Below are 21752 nucleotides of genomic sequence, written 5' to 3'. Positions count from 1 at the left end.
CAGTGTGGTTTAACCATCTTGGTTGATCTTGATACTTTCAGCCCGGTTTTGATATTGCCGTAGCAGTTATTATTAAACTGTTTTCGGCGATCAATTAAGGCTGAATTCGTGCCTCAATAACTTTGTAGCCAGCTTACCCATATATTGCTTTATTTGGATCATTTCCGTTTGGAAGCGATCCTTTTAAATCACTATATTATGCACGGGCCTTTAAAAGTAAAGATAATTTACAGGTAAATTCTAATAATTTTTTTGTTAGGCGAATTTAGTATTTGCCTCCATATGGTTTTTACTATGAAGGATACTGAGGCTATTTTTAATAGAGAACTTTGTCCGGTTTGTTTTGCCATTCTTTAAAGGCTTCGAGTCCTTGCTCATGACCGATCTGTATACAAGGGATATTTCTCTGTTCAATGGGAGAGCACACCTCTTTGTAAAAGTATTCATCGTCAAAACCGATTTTCGCCGCGTCTTGTCGCGTATTGGCGTAGTAAATTTTGTCGAGACGTGCCCAGTAGATGGCGCTCAAACACATCGGGCAGGGCTCGCAACTGGTGTAGATTTCACAGCCGGACAGGTCAAAGCTATTTAATGTTTGGCATGCGCTACGGATAGCCGTGATTTCGGCATGTGCGGTTGGATCCATTAGTGAGGTGACCTGATTATAACCTTGCGCAATAATTTTATTGTCTTTGACGATAACGGCACCAAAAGGGCCGCCAAATCCGGCATTCATTTTTTCAAGCGATAAATCGATCGCTTGCTGCATCCATTTATGATGATCGTGATCTCGACACATTTTGATTCCATTGCTGATTGTTTCACTGACGTATTTGCACTATCGCATTTTTATTCGGGTTTTGCCAATATGTACTGTCGGCTTTAATTGTAAAGAAGGAGATACGATTGGATAAGTAGCGTACGACTAAAAGGTTATCGTATCGCGTTGAGCTTTTTAAGGAGTGCTTTGTCAACGGATATATAGTACGCTTGATTTGCCGTTGTTTAAGTGAAACTCACGGTTGATTTTATTTTTCCGAGAAAAAAATTTTAAACCAATCGGCAAACCCTTATAATACTGGCTTCTTTATTCGCGCCCGTAGCTCAGCTGGATAGAGCGTCCCCCTCCGGAGGGGAAGGCCGGGAGTTCGAATCTTCTCGGGCGCGCCATTTCGCTTCGTTTTTAAAGCGCTGCTATATTCTTTTCTGAACCACTTTTAATTCCTGTTTACCTTCTTTTGTAATGAGCTGTCGCTTGAATCCCTACCGGAAAGTTTTTCCGTTGCCGCCTTTAAACTGATGTTGTGAAAGGATAGGATGGGAGAATATCTGACGGTTGTCAGTACGGGAAGCGAGTCGAAAGTTAAGCTTTTTATGGTCGATTAACGGTCGACTTTTCTTCATTAGCAGTTTGAAACCCTTGGAAAGGAGAAATCTGTGGATTGGAAAGAGGCCGTTCAACAAGCGGTTCAATTGCGTCATTGGTTTCATCAATATCCGGAATTAACCTGGGAAGAAGAGCAAACCGCTGAGAAGATTCGTAGCTGTCTTGATGATTGGGGAATAGAATGGCGATCCTGTGCGACTTTGGGAACGGTAGCCATTTTAGGAATCAATCGTCCCGGTGATCATATTGCTCTTCGAGCGGATATGGATGCTTTACCGATTGCCGAGCAGGGGGGATTAAACGCTCCGGCTACGGCCGCGAACTCGGGCCGCACGGCATTATGGAGTTTGTTAATATTCAGCAGATCTGGATCGGCCCTAAGGTCGGTGAGTAAACCTCTGCCTCATGTCTGAAAATATTTGCAGGGATGGAAACCTGTTCAAGTCTTTTGCGTTTTAAGAGCGGATTTATTCCGCTCTAATCTTTTTTGGCTTTTGCCAGTGTCTGGGAAGGTGATTCACCGAATAATAGTTTGTAATCGCGACTGAACTGACCAGCATGCCAAAACCCCCAATAGGATGCGATATCGGCAATGGTTTCATCTTCCTGTGACGATTTCAGTTTTCTTCGTACCTGGTTTAAACGCAGTGCGCGTAAAAACTTGAGAGGGCTGCAGCCGAGAATGGTTTCGAAACTATATTGCAGGGTTCGGCGACTGACGCAAGCGATTTCACATAACTCTTGCATTGAAATTGGTTGGTCGTCGCGGCATTGGCTTAGGTAGTCGCGCACTCGGTCAACGACAAGTTTTCGTTGTTTATAGCTTGGAGTACAAGAATACTCTCGACTTAATTCTTGTGGCAGGGCGCTTAACAGAGCGTTAGTCAAAAAGTCCAGAGGGATTCTTTGATCCACCTGACTGTCTTGAGGGTGAGTTAAGCGGCTTAAAATAGATTGCAGAAGATAGTTTTGTTCACTGTTAACACGAAATTGTTCCTGAATGCCCAGATGGGCGTTTTCAATTAAATTAATTCCCTGCTTATCGGAAAGCCTTTGCAGTAGTTTCTCTTCCAGCACTATGCCGTATATGGTGAAATTTTCGGGTGTAATCAGTTCAAAACTGCTTTTACTGTTACGACAGGCGATGGCATTTTGTTCTATTATTTGACCGTTTATCCTACATATATCCTGATTTAATTGTGGAATACCGAACCAGACTGCATTTTGCCAGATCTGGCAGTCCTGATGCAGGGTGTGGCTGGTGTATTCGCTAAAGAAATGCATGCCGCCGCTTTCAACTTTTTCTATTCGACCAAAAAACTTACCGTTGCTGATTTGATCGTATTCTTGCTGCCAATTGGTTAAGCCTTCAGCCTGATTCTCTAGATCATTGGTCTCTAAAATGCATCTTTTTGGACGCAGTAAATTTTGTTCTTGGTGCATTTTTCTCCCACTCCATGATTCAAGAATATTTCTTTTGTCTTAAAGAAATAAATGGATCGTATTAAGTATTTGAAAATAAAGTATTTATTTTGATTTGCCAAAACTTGATATCCGCTCGGAATATTTATGGCTTGTCCTCAAAATAAAGGTGAATGCAGCCAAGTAGTGGTTGGAAAGACGTACTAACTATGCGTTTGACAGCAGGTAGTTAGCAAGGTTTATTCCTGATACCGCCTTCAAGGCTTGCATTCATCTTTTCTATCTAAGGTTTTGTTGAAAGGAGTCGCAACGTTAATGTGCGCCGCTTACCACTATAGTTTTGGGCAAACTCGATATCGCTTTAATAATCTGGCCGATTTAATGGCTAAGGCGACACCAGCACGTTCGGGTGACCGTCTGGCTGGTGTGATTGCTTGTTCGGCTGTTGAACGCAGTGCAGCGCAGTTAGCGCTAGCAGAAGTGCCTTTACAAAATTTTCTGAATGAGGCGTTGATTCCTTATGAAGAAGATGAGGTAACGCGTTTGATTATGGATGAACACGATCTCGAAGCCTTTAGCGAAATAGCGCATTTGACTGTCGGAGACTTTCGTAATTGGTTACTGAGTGATTATTGCGATAGCGATGTCCTAAGCAAGGTAAGTACGGGAATTACGCCGGAAATGGCCGCAGCTGTCAGCAAAATAATGCGTAATCAAGATCTGATTCTGGTGGCTAAGAAGTGTCGGGTCAGCACGGCTTTCCGCAGCAGCATCGGTCTACCGGGGCGCTTGTCGACTCGCTTGCAGCCGAATCATCCGACCGATGATTTGAACGGCATTGCAGCCAGCATTTTTGATGGATTGCTTTACGGTAATGGGGATGCGGTTATCGGTATTAATCCGGCAACCGACAATGTTAACCAGACAGTTAAGTTATTGAAGATGCTTGATGACGTAATTCAGGGTTATCAGATACCAACACAGTCCTGTGTTTTGACTCATGTAACCAATACAGTGGAAGCAATCGAACGCGGCGCTCCAGTGGATTTGGTTTTTCAATCCATCGGCGGTACCGAAGCGACCAACAGTAGCTTCGGTTTTAATCTTGCAATGTTGGGCGATGCGCAACAGGCTGCACTGGAGCTTAAGCGAGGAACCGTCGGTCAAAATGTGATGTATTTTGAAACCGGGCAGGGGAGCGCCTTGTCAGCCAATGCGCACCATAATGTTGATCAGCAGACTTGTGAAGCTCGCGCTTACGCAGTGGCGCGTAAATTTTCGCCCTTACTGGTCAATACGGTTGTCGGGTTTATTGGGCCTGAATATCTGTTTGATGGAAAGCAAATTACCCGTGCCGCTCTTGAGGATCATTTCTGCGGCAAATTACTCGGTCTCCCTATGGGCTGTGACGTTTGTTATACGAATCATGCCGAAGCCGACCAGAACGATATGGACACGCTGTTGACTCTTCTGGGGGTTGCGGGCTGTTCCTTTGTAATGGGGATTCCAGGATCGGATGACATTATGCTGAATTATCAGACGACTTCCTTTCATGACGCGCTTTATTTGCGCCGCGTATTGGATCTGGCTCCGGCACCGGAGTTTGCCGAGTGGTTGCAACGAATGGAAATTTTTTCCGATAGCGGTAAGTTCACTTTGGCTTCAGACATACCGGAACCTTTCGCGGCAACTCTAAAGAGGGTGTCAGCATGAAGCAAACGCAGCGGCATGAATCAACAACATCTCGAGTAGAGAAAGTGTGCGAGACGGCAAGTGTGACCGAAAACCCCTGGCAAAGTTTACGTCAATTTACATCGGCCAGAATCGGTTTAGGGCGGGCCGGCGTAAGTTTGCCGACGGAAGAGATGCTTGAGTTCCAGCTGGCGCACGCTCAGGCGAGGGATGCGGTTCATACGCCGTTGGATGTAACGGCTCTATTGGCGCAACTGGCGACTATACGGCAAGCCACATTTCCTTCTGCCCCCATTTTATTGGCTTCTCAGGCAAAAGATCGCATGCACTATCTTCAGCGTCCGGATCTTGGGCGCCGATTGCAACATTCCATGCGGGATTTACTCTCGACTTATTGCTCAGGCCCGGGGAAAGAATACGACTTGGCTCTGGTTGTCGTTGACGGACTCTCCTCCAAAGCGGTGCAAAACAATGTAACGCCGTTTTTGGCTGCGTTGCTTGAGGAGCTTACACAGGATGGTCAAGAGTGGCGCCTTGCGCCTTTGAGCGTTGTGCAACAGGGGCGGGTCGCCATTGGCGATGAAGTTGCCGAGAGTTTACGGGCTAAAGCAGTTTTAGTGATGATCGGTGAAAGACCGGGGTTAAGTTCTCCGGATAGCCTTGGACTTTATTTGACCTGGGCGCCTCGGGTTGGTCTGACGGACGCCTGTAGAAACTGTATTTCTAATGTCCGGCCGATGGGGTTAAGTTTCAAAGAAGCTGCTGAACGTGCATTTTATCTGCTTCGAGAGTCACGCCGGAAACAACTTTCCGGTGTTCACTTAAAGGATCGCAGTGATGAGCATGTAATCGAACACAAGAACGAAACAGAAAATTTTTTGGTAAACCTTTTTGATTGATGAAGAACCTTGGAGGTAAGTATGAGTCACAGTGAAAGCAGTCATCATGAATATATGTCTAAACGGCAATTAAAACGGGGGACAGCCGGTTGGTTTCTATTAGCCGGCCTTGGGGTCTCTTATGTTATTTCCGGCGACTTTGCCGGCTGGAATTTCGGATTGGCGCAAGCCGGTTGGGGAGGGTTTGTGATGGCGGCGGGCTTAATGGCGCTGATGTATTTCACTTTAGTCCTCTCGTTGGCCGAGATGTCGGCGGCGATTCCAACTGCGGGCGGGGGCTACAGCTTTGCCCGTCAGGCAATGGGGTCAACCGGCGGCTATTTAACCGGCCTGGCCGTATTAATAGAATATGCCTTGGCGCCAGCGGCAATTGTTATCTTCATTGGCTCCGCGGTTGAGGCGCTTATCGGCGTTAACGGGCCCATAATATATGCGTTGTTTTATTTGGTGTTTGTCGGTATTCACTTAATGGGGGTCGGGGAAGCTTTGAAGATTATGATGGTGATTAGCGGCTTGGCTGTATTTGCTATTTTGGCGACGGGTTTTGCCTTGATTACGCATTTCGATGCTAGCAATTTGTTTGATATTCCGGTGACCGATGCCTTCGGTGCAACCGAGTTCATGCCGATGGGCTGGTATGGTGTCTGGGCGGCATTACCATTTGCAATGTGGTTGTTTCTGGCAATTGAAGGTGTGCCTCTGGCAGCGGAAGAATCAAAAGAACCTGCTAAAGATGTTCCAAAGGGGATTATCGCGGCAATGCTGTTCCTGATTGTTACGGCGGTATTGGTTGTGCTGCTGCTGGCGGGTGCTGCAGGCGCCAAAATAATCAGTGAAAGCGGGGTTCCTCTGGTTGATGCACTGAATAGTGTTGAGTACAGTGGCTTGGCAACTTTAGTGAACGTTTTGGCCTTGGTCGGACTGATTGCCTCATTTTTCTCGATTATTTATGGTTATAGCCGACTGGTCTTTGCTCTGTCCAGAGCAGGCTATCTTCCAAAATCGCTTTCTATCACAAATGAAAAGAAAGTACCGTCGCGAGCGTTAATTATTCCAGGTGTACTAGGCTTTATCGCTTCTCTGAGTGGTGAGGGAGATCTTATGCTGGCAATGGCGGTAGTTGGTGCGACCATTTCTTATGCATTAATGTCCTTGAGTCATATTTTGTTGAGAATTAAGCAGCCGGAACTTGAACGTCCTTATAAAACACCGGGAGGCATCTTTACATCCGGCATAGCTTTGATACTTTCTTTGCTGGCTCTGACTGGAGTCTATGCGTTTGATCCAAGAGCATTTAACTATACGATGATTCTATTTGCTATTGGTGCAGCTTATTACTTTATTTACAGTCAAAAACAATTGGTGGCTAAATCCGCTAAGGAGGAATTTGAAATGCTTTCTCATGTTAAAGAAGATTTAGGAGGATATTCTGAGGTTGCTTAACTTTTCTTAAACTTGTATTAGATGAGATAAGGCCCCATTTTTATGGGGCTTTTGTATTTCGAGCCTATCGATTAAGTTGTCGGTCGTGGGTTTTGCCAAGTATGGCGAGAGCCATGATGGCTCCGATCAAAGCGTAAAACATGTCGGATTGGGTGTCCCAGACATAACCCTGTGTTCCCAAAAAGGACTCGGCGGCCTGTTCCGAGAGCAGGGCAACCCACCACTCGATCAGTTCGTAGAAGGCGCTGATGGCGAGACAGACGCTGACGATGAGAAAGTTGCGCCAGGCGTTTTTCAGGGGATCGATGATCTCAAGACGGATAAAGAGTTCACGGGCGACCATCGCTGGAACAAATCCCTGTACAAAATGCCCCACCTTGTCGTAATGATTGCGACTCCAGTCAAACCACTCCTGCATCCAGTTAAACAGCGGAACTTCGGCATAGGTGTAGTGCCCGCCGATCATCAGAATAATGCAGTGTACAAGAATCAATTGATAGATTAACGGTGTCAGTGGAAAACGTCGGTAAGTGAATACCAGTATCGCCAGTGCAATCAGAGCTGGAGCAACTTCAAGCCACCAGGTATAGCGATCGGCCGGGTTGATTGCCGACCAGATCAGCACACCAAAAAAAATCGTTAGCCAGATAAGTTTGCCCATAAAAGCTCCATGTTCGACCGGTGAATTTGTCATGACCAATAATAACGGTTTTCGTCCCTGCGAAGAAATTAAACACGCCTATTCACAATAAACAGGTCAATGATCTGTTGCGGGGTGAATCATGTCACTTGGCAGAAGTTTGCCTAAAAAAATCGGGGCTGTTGAGGGCGTCCCGTTAGGAGAGCCTCCGGCGGGCTCGATGGTGACTGACAGGTAGACGGCGTCATTTAACAGTTCGATTTCATACTGGCTTAAGGTGCGCTCGTAATGCAGGGTTTCCGGCATAAAACCGAAGGATTTGATTAATTGTCCGGAGTCGGTAAGAAGCCATAGCTGATAGGTGTGGTTACTGTCCAGAGGAGTGGCTTGAAGCATATAGATGCGTAAGCTGCGGTTAATTTCGCTTGTTTCCACCAGCCAGCCCGGCCCCTTGACGTTGGAGGAGAGAACACAAAGAGAGTGATGATGGGGGCTGGCTACTTCTATGGCGTCCGAACCGACAGAAAGATAGTGCTGGTAGAGCGTGTAGGGAAGCAGTGTAATCAGGCTTAAGGTTGCGATCAGGCTCCATGCGATCAACCAGCCGGCGGTTTTGTTCGGTTGAGGTTCGGACAAGGAGCCTAAATTGTTTCTGAGGAAGGTGATCTCGTTCTGTTCGCTTTCTTCAAATAGGCGTTCGGAAACCCGCGACCAGACCATCTTTGGGGGAATTTCATCTGGAACGGCGAGGCCAAGGTTGTTCCACAAGGCTTCGCTTTTTTGCAGGGCTTCCCTCAGCAGAGGATCGGTATGCAGTCTTTTTTCAAAGTTTCGTCGGGTTTCCGCTGTCATCAGGCCGATCACATAGTCGTCTGCCAGTCTTTGGCGTAATTCGGGGTTATTGATATGCATCGCACACGCTCCGAACTCTCTTCATACCGCGACGAATCCAAGCTCGAAGCGTACCGACGGGATGCTTAAGTTTATTGACCATCTCATATTGCGAGTAGCCGTAATAATAGGAGAGCAGGATCGCATGTCTCTGCGAGGGTTCGAGCTCATCCAGGCATTCCTGTAATTCTTTTAAAAGCGGATTGCTTCTGGCATGGTATTCATCAAAAAAACGGTCATTGCGCATATAGACTTCCCGCTCACCGAGCAGTAAGTGATTACGTTTTTCTTGTGACGTTTCCAGACGCATCAGTCTGAATGCCTGATTGCGGACAATGCTTGTCATCCAGGCAAAGGGTCTGCCTTGATCCGGAGTATATTCAAACGCTCGGTACCAGATGTAGACAAAGGCTTCCTGCAAGGCCTTAGCCGCTTGAGGATGGCTTTGTAACAGACGACGGGCAACGCCGTAGAGTTTGGGAGAAGTCAGCGTATAGAGTTCACTTAAAGCGGCTTGGCGTTGTTCGGCACATTCGAACAGAAGCTGCTGCAGTTTATTTTCATCAAGCATGATTTATCATTCCCGAGAGGTTTGGATATTCATTGTATGAATTTTTTACCAAAAAATAATGTCATATAATGACTATTTTAGATACAAATTATCCAATGGTAATATTTTTATACCGCTTTCGAGCTTTTTGCAGAGAATATGCAAAAGAGGCTGAGAAGGTATTAGGCGGGGTGGTATTAAGTGGTTAGAGATGGGAATTCTCTAGTGAGCGGTTACTGAAACCGCTCACTAGAGAGTCAAATTTTATTTGACTGCTTTAAAGGCGGATAGGCAGGGTTTGACAGGCATAAAGTCAATCGGGCTGACTTCAGGAAGGCCGTTACGGTAGTCGGGACGATGCTCTCCTTGAATCAACGGAAGCAGATAGTTCAACCCGGCTTCACTGATATCCATACCGTCCTCGCTGATAAACTCGTCCGGTACCCTGAGCTCGAGGTTGGCCACATCTTGCAGAGTAACTGACTCAAAGGTCCAGTTGAACGGGGTGTCGGAAGTTTTTACCACCACCGGTAAGGTGCCATGTTCGCCCTCAAGCGCCGCTAGTACAGCGGCTTCTCCAGCACCGTACGCGATTTCCCAGTCGGTCAGCGAAACGCAGTGGCTGGCGGATCGCTGTAGATAATCCGGAATCGCACAGTGGGTTTTGCAGTCCAGTTGATCGGCGGCAATTTTGGCGATTACTTGTCCGACGCCGCCCAGTTGGGTGTAATCCTGTTCAATGGTGTGTTCCACCGCGGTGATATTGACATAGTTACCGTTTTCGTCCTGTAAACCTTCGGAAACCATGCAGACGCAATAGCCTTTCTCGTCGACTAACTGTTCAAGGCGTTTAAGAAACGCTTCTCGTCGGAAGGGACGTTCGGCCGGCAGCAACAGTAAGGGCGCATCCGGAATAACCTCTTTGACCAGTCCAGCGGCCAGTGTTAACCAACCGACGTTACGTCCCATTGCTTCCATGACGAAAAATTTCGTCGAGGTATCGTGCATTGAGAGAATATCGATCGTCGCTTCGATGAAGCTGGTTGCCAGATATTTGGCGGCGCTTCCGTATCCAGGGCTGCAATGTGACAAGGCCAGATCGTTATCAATCGTTTTGGCGACGCCGATACAGATCACTTCATGTCCCTGCTCACAGCAGTAGTCAGAAACCTTTTGCGCCGTGACCATTGAACCGTTGCCGCCGTTATAGAAAAAATAACCGATGTCGTAGTGTTTGAAGACTTCTAAAACGCGTTGATACTGCTGCGGATTGTGTTCCAGAGGGTCGAGATCAAAGCGGCAGGCTTTGAAGGCGGCTCCAGGTTGATATTTCAACTTTTCCAGTGTCGCCAGATCGATTTCGCTTAAGTCGACCAACTCTTCTTCAAGGACGCCTTTAATGCCGTTGATGGCGGCGTAGGTTTTGCCAAACGTTTCGGGATGTTTCTGTACGGTTTCGATGACTGCTGCGGCACTGGCATTAATGACGGCGGTCACTCCACCGGCTTGAGCATAAAGCACGTTTTTCGCTTTAGGCATGATTTTCAACTCCCGAAATTTAGCGGATCAATAATTAGAGATTACTTAAGTTCCATTCTAATGCAAAATCTTTATAAAAATATTAAATGGCGTCAATTAATAAAGAATTGGATATCGTTCTTTGCAGAAGATTCATTGAATCCGGATTTCTTGGCCTTCAAGTTTCAGAGAGGCACGGCCTTCCAGAAGCTTTTGCAATGGAATTCCGATAAGCAGGTGACGCCACCCCGACCACGGCGATTGGTGCGGATGGCGAATCAGCGTCAGCAATTCTTCTTTACTGCTCAGATTCGAGAGTTGCACTTTGTACTGCAGGCTGATTTGCTGACAGACCGACTGCGTTAAGGCGAGCAGAATTTCTTCCTGTGCCGAAGGGTGTTTACCGGCTTTTGGCAGAGTCGGGTAACTTTCCGGATTCTGTTCGAAAACCCGGTCAATCAGAGCGATCCAGGTCTCGCCGAATTCTCGGACACTGGACGTTTTGATATTCGGTACCTTGTACAGCGCCTGAACGGTTTTGGGCGGGCGCTTGGCTATTTGCAGCAAAACCTCGTCGCTCAAAGTCCATTTTTTAGGCTGATTGTGTTCAACGGCGTACTCTTCACGCCACTGAGCCAAAATTTGCACGATGGCCAGCTGTTTCGGGTTGAAGCGTTTGAGGCCTTTGAGTTTTAGCCATGCCTTTTCCGGTTCGAGATCGTACAGCTGGGGCTGTAACAGTTGCTGACAGTCTTCCGTGACGGCGTGTAACTCGTCATCGCCGAGCGTTTGCAGACATTTTTGATAAAGAGAGGCCAGGTAATCGACATCGTCCAGAGCGTATTCGATCTGTTCCTCGCTGAGTGGACGGGCGTGCCAGTTGGTACGTGTCTGGCTCTTCGGCAATTTTATATTCAACTCCGCTTCGATAACTCTGGCGAATCCTGCCAGGTCTCCGTGCCCCAGAAAAATCGCCGCAATCTGTGTGTCGAAAAGGTTTTGCGGCATGCGGCTTTCCAGCTGATAAAGTACTTCAATATCCTGTCGGGCACTATGAAACACCTTGCAGATACGTTCGTTCTGTAGAAGGTCGACAAGGGGACGGAGAGCGGAAGCTTCATTAGCCGATGCGTCCTGATATGAGGTTTCGATGGCGAGAGGGTCGATCAGATAAAAGTCGCGCTCCTGGGTCGCAATCTGTACCAGACTGAGCTGCGGATAATAGGTGTCGACGCGGACAAACTCGGTGTCGATCGCCAGCCAGGTGAGGTCGCTCTGATCGCTTAAACGGGAACAAAGTTCGGCTAACTGCTGATGGCTGTCGATATATCGATAGGCGCGGGATTTTCTGTCTTGATGTGTCATACAGCGAAGTTTAGCCAGAAGTCCGCTGCGGCGCAATTGTCTCAGGCTGTTTTAATGCGTATTTCGTTCCACTGGTATCACTCTTTAGCGGCTTTGCGTACAATAGCCCTTTGATTATTTTCAGTATAAATGGATTAGGACGCACTCTGGTGAAGATTCATATTCTCGGAATTGCCGGTACTTTTATGGGCGGCATTGCACAGCTGGCGAAAGCCAAAGGCGATCAGGTCAGTGGTTCGGATAAGGCGATTTATCCCCCTATGAGCACTCAGCTGGAACAGGCCGGTATCGCTGTAGCGGATGACGAAGATACTGCATTTCTTCAGGAAGAGCCTGATTGCGTCGTGATCGGAAATGCCAAAAGCCGTGGTCAGACGACGGTGGAAGCGACATTGAACGCCCAGCAGAAATATCTGTCCGGCCCGCAGTGGCTGGCGGAAAATATTTTGCAGGATCGCTGGGTTGTCGCCGTTGCCGGTACCCACGGCAAGACCTCAACTTCGTCGATGGTTGCTTGGATTTTGCAGGACGCAGGGTTGGATCCGGGCTTTCTGATCGGCGGCGTTCCGGAGAATTTCGGCGTTTCGGCGCGCCTGGGATCGAGTCCGTTTTTTGTGGTTGAAGCCGATGAATACGATACGGCTTTTTTTGATAAGCGTTCCAAGTTCGTTCATTACCATCCGAGAACCTGTGTCCTGAATAATCTGGAATTTGATCATGCGGATATTTTTGACTCGCTTAAAGACATCCAGAGACAGTTCCATCATCTGGTTCGCACCGTTCCGCAGAACGGACTGATCGTTGTGCCGAAAGAGGATAAGGCTTTGCAGGAAGTCATCGATCAGGGATGCTGGACGCCGATCGAACGTCAGGGTTCTGGTGCCGAATGGAGTTTCCGGCTCTATCAGGACGATGGCAGCGAGTTCGAAGTTTTGTATAAAGGAAGCTGTCTCGGCCGGGTGAACTGGCCTTTAACCGGACTACATAATGTGCGTAATGCCTTGAGTGCGATTGCCGCGGCCGTTCACTGTGGGGTACCGGCGCGTATTGCGGTTGAAGCGTTGTGTCGTTTCAAGGGCATCCGGCGTCGCATGACTCTGGTAGGTGAAGTCGGCGGAATTCGTATCTACGATGACTTTGCCCATCACCCGACCGCGATTGCGACCACGCTTAAAGGGGCCAGACAGTCGATGATCAAGGAATCCGATGGTGGACGTCTGATTGCGGTTTTTGAGCCGCGATCAAATACCATGCGTATGGGAATCCATGCTCAGACCTTGCCGAATGCTTTTGCCGACGCAGATGCGGTGTTTGCTTTTATCGATCCGCAGTGGAACTGGCAGCTTGCCGCCGAGAACTTCTCTCAGCCGTTACAGGTTGCCGACGCTTATGAAACACTGCTACAGAAGTTAACGCGTTTTCTTGAGCCGGGTGATCGGGTGGTGATTATGAGTAACGGGGCTTTTGGTGGCCTTCATCAGAAACTGTTGGACGCGCTCGGTCAGTCTTGATGTGGGCTTTGTTTGAAGTTGGCCTGTTGGCGATTCTGGTTCTTGTTATTTGGTGGCTGATTAAGCCACCAAAAGCTTAGATGTTTAACAGTCGTCGCTGTAACCGGTGCCTCTATCCATAATATTGAAAATCAGATCTTTCTCGATCTGTTTGAGCATGATTTTGTTAATGCCGGTGATGTCGAGCAGGTCTTTCGCGTTTCGGCAGGTGACATATTGGCAGTGGATGGATATTCGTTCCGCCAGTCGTTGTTCGACGTGAAGGGATTCGGCAATTTCATAGGAGGTTGCCAGATTAACGTTTACCGGGGTTGCGAATAAAACGCTTGAGAAACTCAGCAGGCAGCTGCCTGCCAATGTTTGCAAAGAATGTTTAAGGGACATATTCAACTCCTGATATCTAAAGCCCGAAGGCCGTAAATGAACCGGAATTGAAGGGGTTGAGTCCTCCAACCAAGATAAGTGCTGTCGGCACTAGTATCTGAATTCGTCCCTGAATAACGACAATTGCATGAAAATTAAGCTTACCTCAATCCAATATCTTTTTAAAGGGTAAACTCTTTTTCGGTTGCAGGAACGCGTCGCTCTGATGTGTTTCTACTGGCGAAATTATCTGTGCTAAAGTCGGGCGCTTTTAGCATTCATCAATCAATTCAATCAGATCGGTTTCGCCAAAATCGACGCCGTATTGTGACAGCAAAGTAGTTACTTGTCCCCGGTGATGCACTTGGTGCAGAAAGAGGTGAGTGATCAGACTTGGCATAGGTTTCGAAAAACGCTCTCCTGCCATATTGGTATAGGTGATACATTCCCGCATTGCACCTTCGTCCAGATTGCCGATCCAATCGATAATGAATGCATCTATTTTGTCCCGTTCTTTATGAAGTTCGCTTAAGTCGGTAAATAAAAGGCTGTCCAATGATGCCGGTTTGGCCAATTGATTGACGTAAGCAAGTGGTTTTTGCGAGCAAGGGTGTGCAGCGAAACGTTTTAACCAAATAATGTCACCGACGAGAATATGATTCAAAGTCCCCAGCACGGATTTGAAAAAAGCGCCTTGATCTTGCTTTAACTGCGCTTCCGACAAGTTTGCACAGGCATTGTATTGACGTTGATTCATTAACCGGTTGTAGTCGGCCTGAAGAGCAAATTCGCTTAATTGTGACATGCTGGTGTCCTTGTGGTAAGACGAGATAACCCTTTTTCAGTCTGGAATGGCGATTGTTTAAAGGTTTCAATCAGTTTATGGTTGCGATATCAAAGGGTTTGAGTGGACAGTTCTAGTTTATATAAAGCATATTCCACATTTGCAATCGGCTCTATATCTTTTTCTTTCTTGAAGCCCATTCGCAAATACATCGGTAGGGCGACTTTCATCATAGGACTGGTAAATAACGCAATTTCATTATAGCCATGATGTCGAGCATTTTTTAGACACTCGAGAACCAGGCGTTTGCCGATACCTTTCGAGCGATGCGAAGGCGATACAACGAGCATACGAATTGACGCCCAAGTTGGTAAGATGTTTACGTTTTTGTCTTGTCCGGGGTGAACCAGTGCAACCGCTCCGACGACTTCGCTATCGATTTCCGCGACAAGGAGGTCCGAAGTGCTGGCTAAGGAAGACATATTACTCACGACAGATTTAATCGCTTTCCAGTCACTGTAATGCTCTTGAAATTCAGTGAACGCATCAATCGCTATTTGATTTACTTTGTCCCGATCCTGAGGTTGATAGGGGCGGATTTTCAGCATTGCGGTAAGCCCTTCAATCTTGGAAGTTCCGTTTCAGTCGCCTGTTTCAAGCGAAATGCCCTAAACCTTGGCGGCTAGCCATGTATGGTGACAGGCTAGAAACTCCATCCTAACAAGAGGTGATTGTGCATTTAAGATACCTGCAGGAATACTTTAATCAGACATTTGTAATGTCAGGCCGCTAAATCCGCCAATGCTCAAAATTCATTAAGCTGGAGAGGACTGTTGTGCGCGCGATAGTGTTTGACGAGCGCATTTTTCCAGATTTCTGCATCACGGGGTAAGCCATCGGTAAGATAGTCTTCCACTTGCTTTCGAACGTTTGTCGTAAATTCTTCGGATATCGCAAGGCCGGCTTCAAGGTTGTCCGCACTGAAATGAAATTGATGATTGCTGGCAACCGAAAAAATCCATTCCAAAGCCTGTGGCTTGACTTCAACGCGTTCGAATTCGGCCTGTCGTTCAGCTGTTCGTCCATCCGGTTCATACCAATAGCCGAAATCTTCTAATAACCGACGTTCGTCTCCGGCAATACACCAATGCGCTATTTCATGCAGAGCTGAAGAGAAAAAACCGTGGGCAAACACTATCCGGTGATGCGGATACGCATGATCCGCCGGTCGGTATATAGGTTCCGGCTCGCAACAGACCAGTTCGGTGTTATGCGTCTTAAGGAAAGTTGTGTTAAACAGTTTGATGAGCGTCTTGGTATCGCTGGATGGGTTATTCATAAGATAAGTTTTAAAAAAAGAGAATTTGGATCAATCCGTTCATTTTTTCTGGCGTTGTTGGCCAGTTTATCCGCTTTTCCATGTCTTGCGGTTTCAATGCTAAATGGACTGTATTCTATTGATCCGGTGTTTTGAGTTTACGGTAGAAATAGCTGCCGAAGTGCATTTGTGAAACCGCATCTTCCTGCCCCTGATCTTTCTGCTGCAGATGGCTCGCCATCTGATTAATCTCCAACAGGGTATTCAGGGCGCTTTCCTTGGCTTTGTTTTCGAGTATTTCTACAGATTTTGGGGTCAGGTTTTTGTAATATACCGAACGGTCGAACATCGGCGCCGCTGCTGCTGCCTGCAAAGGATCAATCGGTTCGTTGCTGTTCAGGCGCTGCAGATGCAGGTTATGGTTGATGATTTCGATGTGATAGTGGATATTGCGCCCGGCGAAAAAGATCTTCTCATCTTCGTCCTTGTCCGGAACAAAACTTTCAACACACAGGCTGACCTGGTTGTTCTTATCCTGAGTTACCAAACCTTGATGGAGCCAGTCATCGAGAACGGAACGAAAGTGTTTATCTTTAGATACGTCGTAAACCAGACTCTCGAAAGAGGGCTTTTCGCCGCTGCGAGGCAGAACCCGCGGCTTATGGTTTTCATCGGTGTAATCTTCGGATGCCTGCCACAATGCAATAATCGCGGCGCTGACGCCGGCTTTGATTTCCGGTTCACTGAGCTCGTCGGAGAGATTTTCCCGCAGACGTTTGACTTCCTTACGGTGAATTCCGGTCAAGAGACTGATGCGACTGTCCGTCAAACGCTTTTCTTCCAGCTTGAAGGATTCTTCTGCAACCTCAATATAGATCTGTTTAAGCGCCTCGAGCAATGAGGTGTAAGTGATTCCTTTACTCAGAAGTAACTTGATTAAAGGTTTCAGAATACTCTTTAGGGCGTGTTTAAAAGCACTGCTCAGTAGGGTTGGATTTGCAGCTGTCTGTTGAGGCATATAGATTTCAAAAAAATGTAAAAATTATTCTTATTTTAGCGTGTTGTGTATCGGATAAGGTTAAATAAAATCTTATTGCGATACAAGTTTTTTTAATGTTAAAAACTTAAGTACTTGTAATGGGCAAAATTTATTTCCGGAAACAGTGATGGTGATTTTACCGATGCAGCTAAAAGCGGTTTTCAGGTTAAACAAGGGATTCTTTAAATAACAATAAAACTGAAATCCCGACACCCTTGAAGCCATTAAAAAGTAAAATCACCACGCAGAAGAATTCATTTGTCCTATTTTACAGCGATTGCCCGATTGTTATGAGTCTACCGATTGACGCCATTATTCCCGATTTACTTGAACAGCTACGAGATGCCCGACAGCTTGTATTGCAGGCCGAACCCGGAGCCGGTAAGTCGACTCAGGTGCCTTTGTCACTGATCGCATCGCCGCTTTTCGCGAACAAGAAAATTCTGATGCTGGAACCGCGTCGTCTGGCGGCAAAACGATTGGCAGAATTTTTGGCGCGGCAGTTAGGAGAAGATATCGGTCACACAGTCGGCTACCGGATTCGCAACGAAAATAGGGTGTCAAAGCAGACCCGTCTGGAAGTTCTGACCGAGGGGGTGTTGACCCGTCTGATTCAAAAAGATCCTGAAATGGAAAGCATCGGCCTGGTCATATTCGATGAATTTCACGAGCGAAACCTGCAGGCTGATTTGGGACTAAGTCTGCTATTGGAGATACAGCAAGGACTGCGTGACGATCTGAAATGTTTGATTATGTCGGCAACGCTGGATCAAGACGAAATCCGGCGTTTCTTGCCCGATGCCGGTTTTATCTCCTGTCCCGGGCGAACTTTCCCGGTGACGCTCTCCTATTACCCCGCGCCACCGCACACGCCATTAAATCGTTTTCTGCAGCTTCCAGTTGTACTGTCGCGGGCATTACAGGAATCGGATGGCGATATATTGCTGTTTCTGGCCGGGCAGAGCGAGATTCTCAAGGCGATGCAGGAATGCGAGTCAATCTGTAACCGGTTTGAAGTATTGGCTTTGCCTTTATACGGAAGCCTGAACAGTAAACAGCAGGATGCGGTTTTTAAGGTGACAGAGCAGAGAAAAGTGATTTTCAGCACCAATATTGCCGAAACGTCGATTACCTTGGAAGGCATCACGGCGGTGATCGACTCGGGATTGCAGAAAAACCTGCTCTATGACCCGAATGTCGGCATGAGCCGTCTGCAATTACAGCGCGTCAGTAAAGCGTCGGCTACTCAGAGAATGGGACGCGCCGGCCGTGTTCGGGCCGGCCATTGCTATCGTCTTTGGAGCGAAATGCAGCAGCATGGGTTAAATGAACACGATGCTCCGGAGATTTGTCGCGCCGATCTGGCAAGCCTGCGAATGGAGTTGGCGCAATGGGGTGTGGCGACTGCAGATGAAATCGACTGGTTAACCCCTCCGCCCAAGGCGCATATTGCGGCGGCAGAGACGACTTTGTTGCAACTGCAATTGCTTACCGAGCAAGGACGTCTGACTGCGCAAGGCGAGGCCGCAATGGCGCTGCATCCGGAACCGCGCCTGGCTAAATTACTGCTCGTGGCCAGAGAAAAAGAGTGCCTCACTTTGGGATGTGATCTGGTAGCTTTATTACAAGAGGGGGATCCTGCTCGGGATCGAAGTCAAGCGGATACCGTGGATATTGAATTGCGACTGCATTGGCTGTGGCAGGCGTTGCGAGATAAGACGGCTGCTAAGCGTCTGCATTATGCGCGCTGGCAGAATTTTCAGCGCACCAGAAGCCGTCTGTATCGTCGTTTTGATTTGGATGTTCAGAACCTTTCAGGTGAAACACAGGTTGATCAGGTTGGCGTTCTGTTGGCGTTGGCATTTTCCGATCGAATCGGGAAACAGAGAGGGCGGGCCGGCCATTACAAGCTGGCGAATGGCCGCGGTGTAGCCTTGCCGGAGAACGATGCTTTACAGAGTGAGTATATCGTTGCTTTGCAGGTTGATGCCGCCACCGATAGTAGAACTCAGCAGGGCAGAGTTTTTTCCGCCGCTGCGCTGGACTGGGAGAGTGTTGATCGAGAACTGCCGCTGCGCGAAGAATGTTCGGTGTATTTTGATGATCAGAAACAGCGGGTTGTGGCGCAGCAAGCGGTTTGGCTCGACCAACTTCTGATTCAGTCTCGGGAATCCGGAGAGGTTCCGAACGATGCAGCCCAAGCCTGTTTATTACAGGCGGTGCAGAAAGACCTGAGTCTGCTTCCCTGGAGCAAAGCGGCACAATCACTGGTCGAGCGGGCGGGATGGCTGGCACAGTTTTCCGGTTTTGAATCCCTGAACGCATTAAGCGAGAAAGCATTGAGCGAGTCGCTGGAATGGCTCGAACCTTATACGCTGGGTATGAGCAGCGTGGCCGAGTTGCAAAAACTCAATCTGGCGCAGATTTTACAGTCGATTCTGGCGTACAGCGATTTGCTGCTTCTGGATAAGGAAGCGCCGCAACACTATACAGCTCCCACAGGGCGCGATTATGTTATTGGTTATTCGCAGTCTCAGGCTAAAGTCTCGTTGCAATTGCAACAGTTATTTGGCGAACTGGCTTCTCCAAGGGTGGGCGGCGGACAAGTCGCCCTGACGTTTGAACTGCTTTCCCCGGCACAGAGACCGATTCAGACTACGGCGGATTTAGCTAATTTCTGGAAAACCTCCTATTTCGAGGTGGCTAAAGAGATGCGGGGTCGCTATCCGAAGCATCGCTGGCCGGACGAACCCTTAAAAGAAAAAGCGGGCGCTTCGATTAAGCGGAAGTAAGTTATTTGTGTAAAAAGTGGACTCATGAAACGTTGTTTTATCGAGACTGTGTGAATCGGTTGATTTGATTAAATCAATCATCTTTTATGGTCGTTTGACTGGTTGTCCCTGTTTTGTTGATTTGCGAGCGATAAAGTATATTTAGACTCAAATTCAGGTTTAATATTGAGACTTAATCGGATTTTTTGAGGTAAAGGGATGGAGTTAATTCATGGAAATGAGATTGAATCTCCCGTCATTAAAGTCACCCCGCCTGCGTATGCCAAGATGTTTGTTGTGGCGGGATTACTGGCGCTCCCTTTGGCCTTGCTGCTACTTCCGATTGTTTTATGGCTTAAGGTTTTAAGTCTATCGTTGTATGCCTTGGTTCTTTTTGGGATTGTTCGCAATTATCTCAAAGGTTTTTTTCTGGTGACCATGCAGGCCAACCTGAAAGGACTTTATATTCAAAGTGACGATTACAACGACTACTATCATTTTCCATGGCATTCGATAGGTGTGATTGAAAAGTGTATTTTCCCGCTTAATCGCAGAGGGTTGCGTATAGAAATTTGCGGTGATGACCGGAAAGAAGTTCTCTCTAGTAGGATTGGAAATGTTGAGCGAGTGACTGGAAAGACTTTTATTTATACGCTTCCACAACTGCTCAATCGCGATAGATTGATTGCTGACTTTGACAAATTGCGAAAACGTGCGGCCAGTTGATGACGCAATCCGGTGGATTTGTTTTTTGTTTTGAGAGCTGAAATAAAAGTCAGATAATACATAAAAAAGAGCCGCTTCCCGGTGGGGGAAGCGGCTCTTTTAGGATGAAAAACGCTTAAATTTTATGATTATAGCGTTTTCATTACTCTGGCTGCGGCATCGATGGTTGCCTGAATATCTTCTTCGCTATGCGCCAGAGAAACGAATCCGGCTTCGAAAGCGGAAGGAGCCAGATAAACGCCTTCGTTTAACATACCGTGATAGAACTTTTTGAAACGTTCCATATCGCCTTGCGCAACCTGAGCGAAACGGGAGATATTTTTCTCTTCGCTGAAGAAGTAGCCGAACATGCCACCGACTTGGTTGGTCGTGAACGCAATGCCGGCATCGTCCGCTGCCTGTTGCAGCCCTGCGCAAAGTTTGGCGGTTTTGGCGCTCAAATCTTCAAAGAAGCCTGAGGCGGAAATCAACTCCAGCGTTTTCAGACCGGCCGCCATGGCCAGAGGGTTTCCGGAAAGGGTTCCGGCCTGATAAACCGGACCAAGTGGCGCAATGTGTGACATGATCTCTTTTTTACCGCCGAAGGCACCGACCGGCATTCCGCCGCCGATAACTTTACCGTAAGTCGTCAAGTCCGGAGTAATTCCATAGTAGCCTTGCGCGCCTTGAAGATGTACGCGGAAGCCGCACATGACTTCGTCGAAAATCAATACACTGCCGTGCTCGTCGCATACCTCGCGCAAGGTCTGCAAAAATCCTTCCTCCGGCGGAATGCAGTTCATATTTCCGGCAACCGGCTCCACGATAATACAGGCGATCTGGTCGCCGATTTCGGAGAAGACCTTACGGACCTCGTCGGCGTCGTTATGCGTCAGTGTCAGGGTTGATTCTGCCAGCGCTTTTGGCACGCCAGGTGAAGACGGAACCCCCAATGTCAGGGCGCCGGAACCGGCTTTCACCAAAAGCGAGTCGGAGTGACCGTGGTAACAGCCTTCGAATTTAACGATTTTATCGCGCCCCGTATAACCGCGTGCCAGACGGATTGCCGTCATGGTTGCTTCAGTTCCCGAGCTGACCATGCGCACCATGTCGATTGACGGGATCAGGTCACAGACCAGATCCGCCATAGTGGTTTCGATTTTGGTCGGTGCGCCGAAGCTCAAGCCGTCAACTGCACGTTCCTGGACTGCCTGAATCACTTCCGGATGCGCGTGCCCTAGAATCGCTGGACCCCATGAGCCGACATAGTCAATGTACTGCTTGTCGTCTTCATCGGTCAGATAGGCACCTTTTGCCGCCTTGAAGAAGACCGGATCTCCGCCGACGCTTTTGAAAGCGCGAACCGGCGAGTTGACGCCGCCGGGAATATGTTTCTGGGCTGCAATAAACAGGTCGTGTGATTTGCTCATAAAAATATCCTTTCTTATGTGCGC

At 47.7% G+C, this 21752-nt stretch carries 20 protein-coding genes and 1 tRNA gene; 8 read left to right on the top strand and 13 right to left on the bottom strand.

The window, feature by feature from the left end; genetic code table 11:
* Window positions 1-316 precede the first annotated feature (316 nt).
* A complete protein-coding gene (locus HQN79_RS07880) occupies window positions 317-799 on the bottom strand; it encodes a nucleoside deaminase (RefSeq protein WP_173285390.1) in 483 nt (160 codons plus the stop codon).
* Between the two features lie 294 nt (window positions 800-1093).
* Between HQN79_RS07880 and HQN79_RS07875 the strand changes: the two genes are divergently transcribed.
* Both HQN79_RS07875 and HQN79_RS07870 read left to right on the top strand, forming a co-directional pair.
* Window positions 1094-1170, top strand: a tRNA-Arg gene (locus tag HQN79_RS07875).
* A 267-nt stretch (window positions 1171-1437) separates the two neighbouring features.
* A complete protein-coding gene (locus tag HQN79_RS07870) occupies window positions 1438-1800 on the top strand; it encodes an amidohydrolase (protein WP_173285389.1) in 363 nt (120 codons plus the stop codon).
* A 64-nt stretch (window positions 1801-1864) separates the two neighbouring features.
* On the opposite strand, the gene HQN79_RS07865 is transcribed toward HQN79_RS07870, so the two are convergent.
* A complete protein-coding gene (locus tag HQN79_RS07865) occupies window positions 1865-2830 on the bottom strand; it encodes a helix-turn-helix domain-containing protein (RefSeq protein WP_173285388.1) in 966 nt (321 codons plus the stop codon).
* A gap of 294 nt (window positions 2831-3124) precedes the next feature.
* Between HQN79_RS07865 and HQN79_RS07860 the strand changes: the two genes are divergently transcribed.
* The 3 genes from HQN79_RS07860 to eat are packed head-to-tail and all read left to right on the top strand — an operon-like array spanning window position 3125 to window position 6843.
* Window positions 3125-4522, top strand: a complete 1398-nt coding sequence (locus HQN79_RS07860; RefSeq protein ID WP_173285387.1) for an ethanolamine ammonia-lyase subunit EutB — start codon at window positions 3125-3127, stop codon at window positions 4520-4522.
* Window positions 4519-5400 (top strand): ethanolamine ammonia-lyase subunit EutC, encoded by an 882-nt coding sequence (eutC, locus tag HQN79_RS07855; RefSeq protein ID WP_173285386.1) that lies wholly within the window; start codon window positions 4519-4521, stop codon window positions 5398-5400. The genes HQN79_RS07860 and eutC overlap by 4 nt, the downstream gene beginning before the upstream one ends.
* A 21-nt stretch (window positions 5401-5421) precedes the next feature.
* Window positions 5422-6843 carry an ethanolamine permease gene (gene eat / locus HQN79_RS07850; RefSeq protein ID WP_173285385.1) on the top strand — a complete coding sequence of 474 codons (1422 nt, stop codon included), beginning with the start codon at window positions 5422-5424 and terminating at the stop codon, window positions 6841-6843.
* Between the two features lie 64 nt (window positions 6844-6907).
* Here eat and HQN79_RS07845 read toward each other — a convergent pair whose 3' ends face one another.
* The 5 genes from HQN79_RS07845 to HQN79_RS07825 form a co-directional block, all read right to left on the bottom strand.
* Complete coding sequence (locus HQN79_RS07845) at window positions 6908-7504, bottom strand: DUF2238 domain-containing protein (protein WP_173285384.1); 597 nt, start codon at window positions 7502-7504, stop codon at window positions 6908-6910.
* A gap of 96 nt (window positions 7505-7600) precedes the next feature.
* Window positions 7601-8395 (bottom strand): anti-sigma factor, encoded by a 795-nt coding sequence (locus tag HQN79_RS07840; protein ID WP_173285383.1) that lies wholly within the window; start codon window positions 8393-8395, stop codon window positions 7601-7603.
* Window positions 8382-8945, bottom strand: coding sequence for a sigma-70 family RNA polymerase sigma factor (locus HQN79_RS07835; RefSeq protein WP_173285382.1), 564 nt, complete (start codon window positions 8943-8945; stop codon window positions 8382-8384). Before HQN79_RS07835 ends, HQN79_RS07840 begins: the two co-directional genes overlap by 14 nt.
* A gap of 243 nt (window positions 8946-9188) precedes the next feature.
* Entirely contained in the window at window positions 9189-10463 is a 1275-nt protein-coding gene (locus tag HQN79_RS07830; RefSeq protein ID WP_173285381.1) for a 6-phosphofructokinase, read from the bottom strand.
* A 132-nt stretch (window positions 10464-10595) separates the two neighbouring features.
* Window positions 10596-11807, bottom strand: coding sequence for a ribonuclease D (locus tag HQN79_RS07825; protein ID WP_173285380.1), 1212 nt, complete (start codon window positions 11805-11807; stop codon window positions 10596-10598).
* 149 nt (window positions 11808-11956) lie between these two features.
* Between HQN79_RS07825 and mpl the strand changes: the two genes are divergently transcribed.
* On the top strand, window positions 11957-13318 hold the full coding sequence (mpl, locus tag HQN79_RS07820) for a UDP-N-acetylmuramate:L-alanyl-gamma-D-glutamyl-meso-diaminopimelate ligase (protein WP_173285379.1): 1362 nt from the start codon (window positions 11957-11959) through the stop codon (window positions 13316-13318).
* Between the two features lie 84 nt (window positions 13319-13402).
* On the opposite strand, the gene HQN79_RS07815 is transcribed toward mpl, so the two are convergent.
* From HQN79_RS07815 to HQN79_RS07795, 5 genes are all read right to left on the bottom strand, one after another.
* Window positions 13403-13702 (bottom strand): hypothetical protein, encoded by a 300-nt coding sequence (locus HQN79_RS07815; protein WP_173285378.1) that lies wholly within the window; start codon window positions 13700-13702, stop codon window positions 13403-13405.
* Window positions 13703-13952: 250 nt separating this feature from the next.
* Window positions 13953-14486, bottom strand: a complete 534-nt coding sequence (locus HQN79_RS07810; RefSeq protein WP_173285377.1) for a DinB family protein — start codon at window positions 14484-14486, stop codon at window positions 13953-13955.
* 89 nt (window positions 14487-14575) lie between these two features.
* Complete coding sequence (locus tag HQN79_RS07805) at window positions 14576-15073, bottom strand: GNAT family N-acetyltransferase (protein WP_173285376.1); 498 nt, start codon at window positions 15071-15073, stop codon at window positions 14576-14578.
* Between the two features lie 197 nt (window positions 15074-15270).
* Entirely contained in the window at window positions 15271-15804 is a 534-nt protein-coding gene (locus HQN79_RS07800; RefSeq protein WP_173285375.1) for an elongation factor P hydroxylase, read from the bottom strand.
* 115 nt (window positions 15805-15919) lie between these two features.
* Complete coding sequence (locus HQN79_RS07795; RefSeq protein ID WP_173285374.1) at window positions 15920-16801, bottom strand: DUF6502 family protein; 882 nt, start codon at window positions 16799-16801, stop codon at window positions 15920-15922.
* Between the two features lie 311 nt (window positions 16802-17112).
* Between HQN79_RS07795 and hrpB the strand changes: the two genes are divergently transcribed.
* The gene (hrpB, locus tag HQN79_RS07790; protein WP_173285373.1) at window positions 17113-19614 is read left to right on the top strand and encodes an ATP-dependent helicase HrpB; all 2502 of its coding nucleotides are present in this window, start codon (window positions 17113-17115) and stop codon (window positions 19612-19614) included.
* Window positions 19615-19812: 198 nt separating this feature from the next.
* On the top strand, window positions 19813-20319 hold the full coding sequence (locus tag HQN79_RS07785) for a hypothetical protein (protein WP_173285372.1): 507 nt from the start codon (window positions 19813-19815) through the stop codon (window positions 20317-20319).
* 128 nt (window positions 20320-20447) lie between these two features.
* Here HQN79_RS07785 and hemL read toward each other — a convergent pair whose 3' ends face one another.
* Window positions 20448-21728, bottom strand: coding sequence for a glutamate-1-semialdehyde 2,1-aminomutase (hemL, locus tag HQN79_RS07780; protein ID WP_173285371.1), 1281 nt, complete (start codon window positions 21726-21728; stop codon window positions 20448-20450).
* Window positions 21729-21752: the final 24 nt, after the last annotated feature.

The sequence above is a fragment of the Thiomicrorhabdus xiamenensis genome (genome assembly GCF_013282625.1).
GTDB classification, from domain to species: Bacteria; Pseudomonadota; Gammaproteobacteria; order Thiomicrospirales; family Thiomicrospiraceae; genus Thiomicrorhabdus; species Thiomicrorhabdus xiamenensis.
Note: the sequence above shows the minus strand (reverse complement) of the source record. Positions and strands in the feature narration are given on the sequence as shown.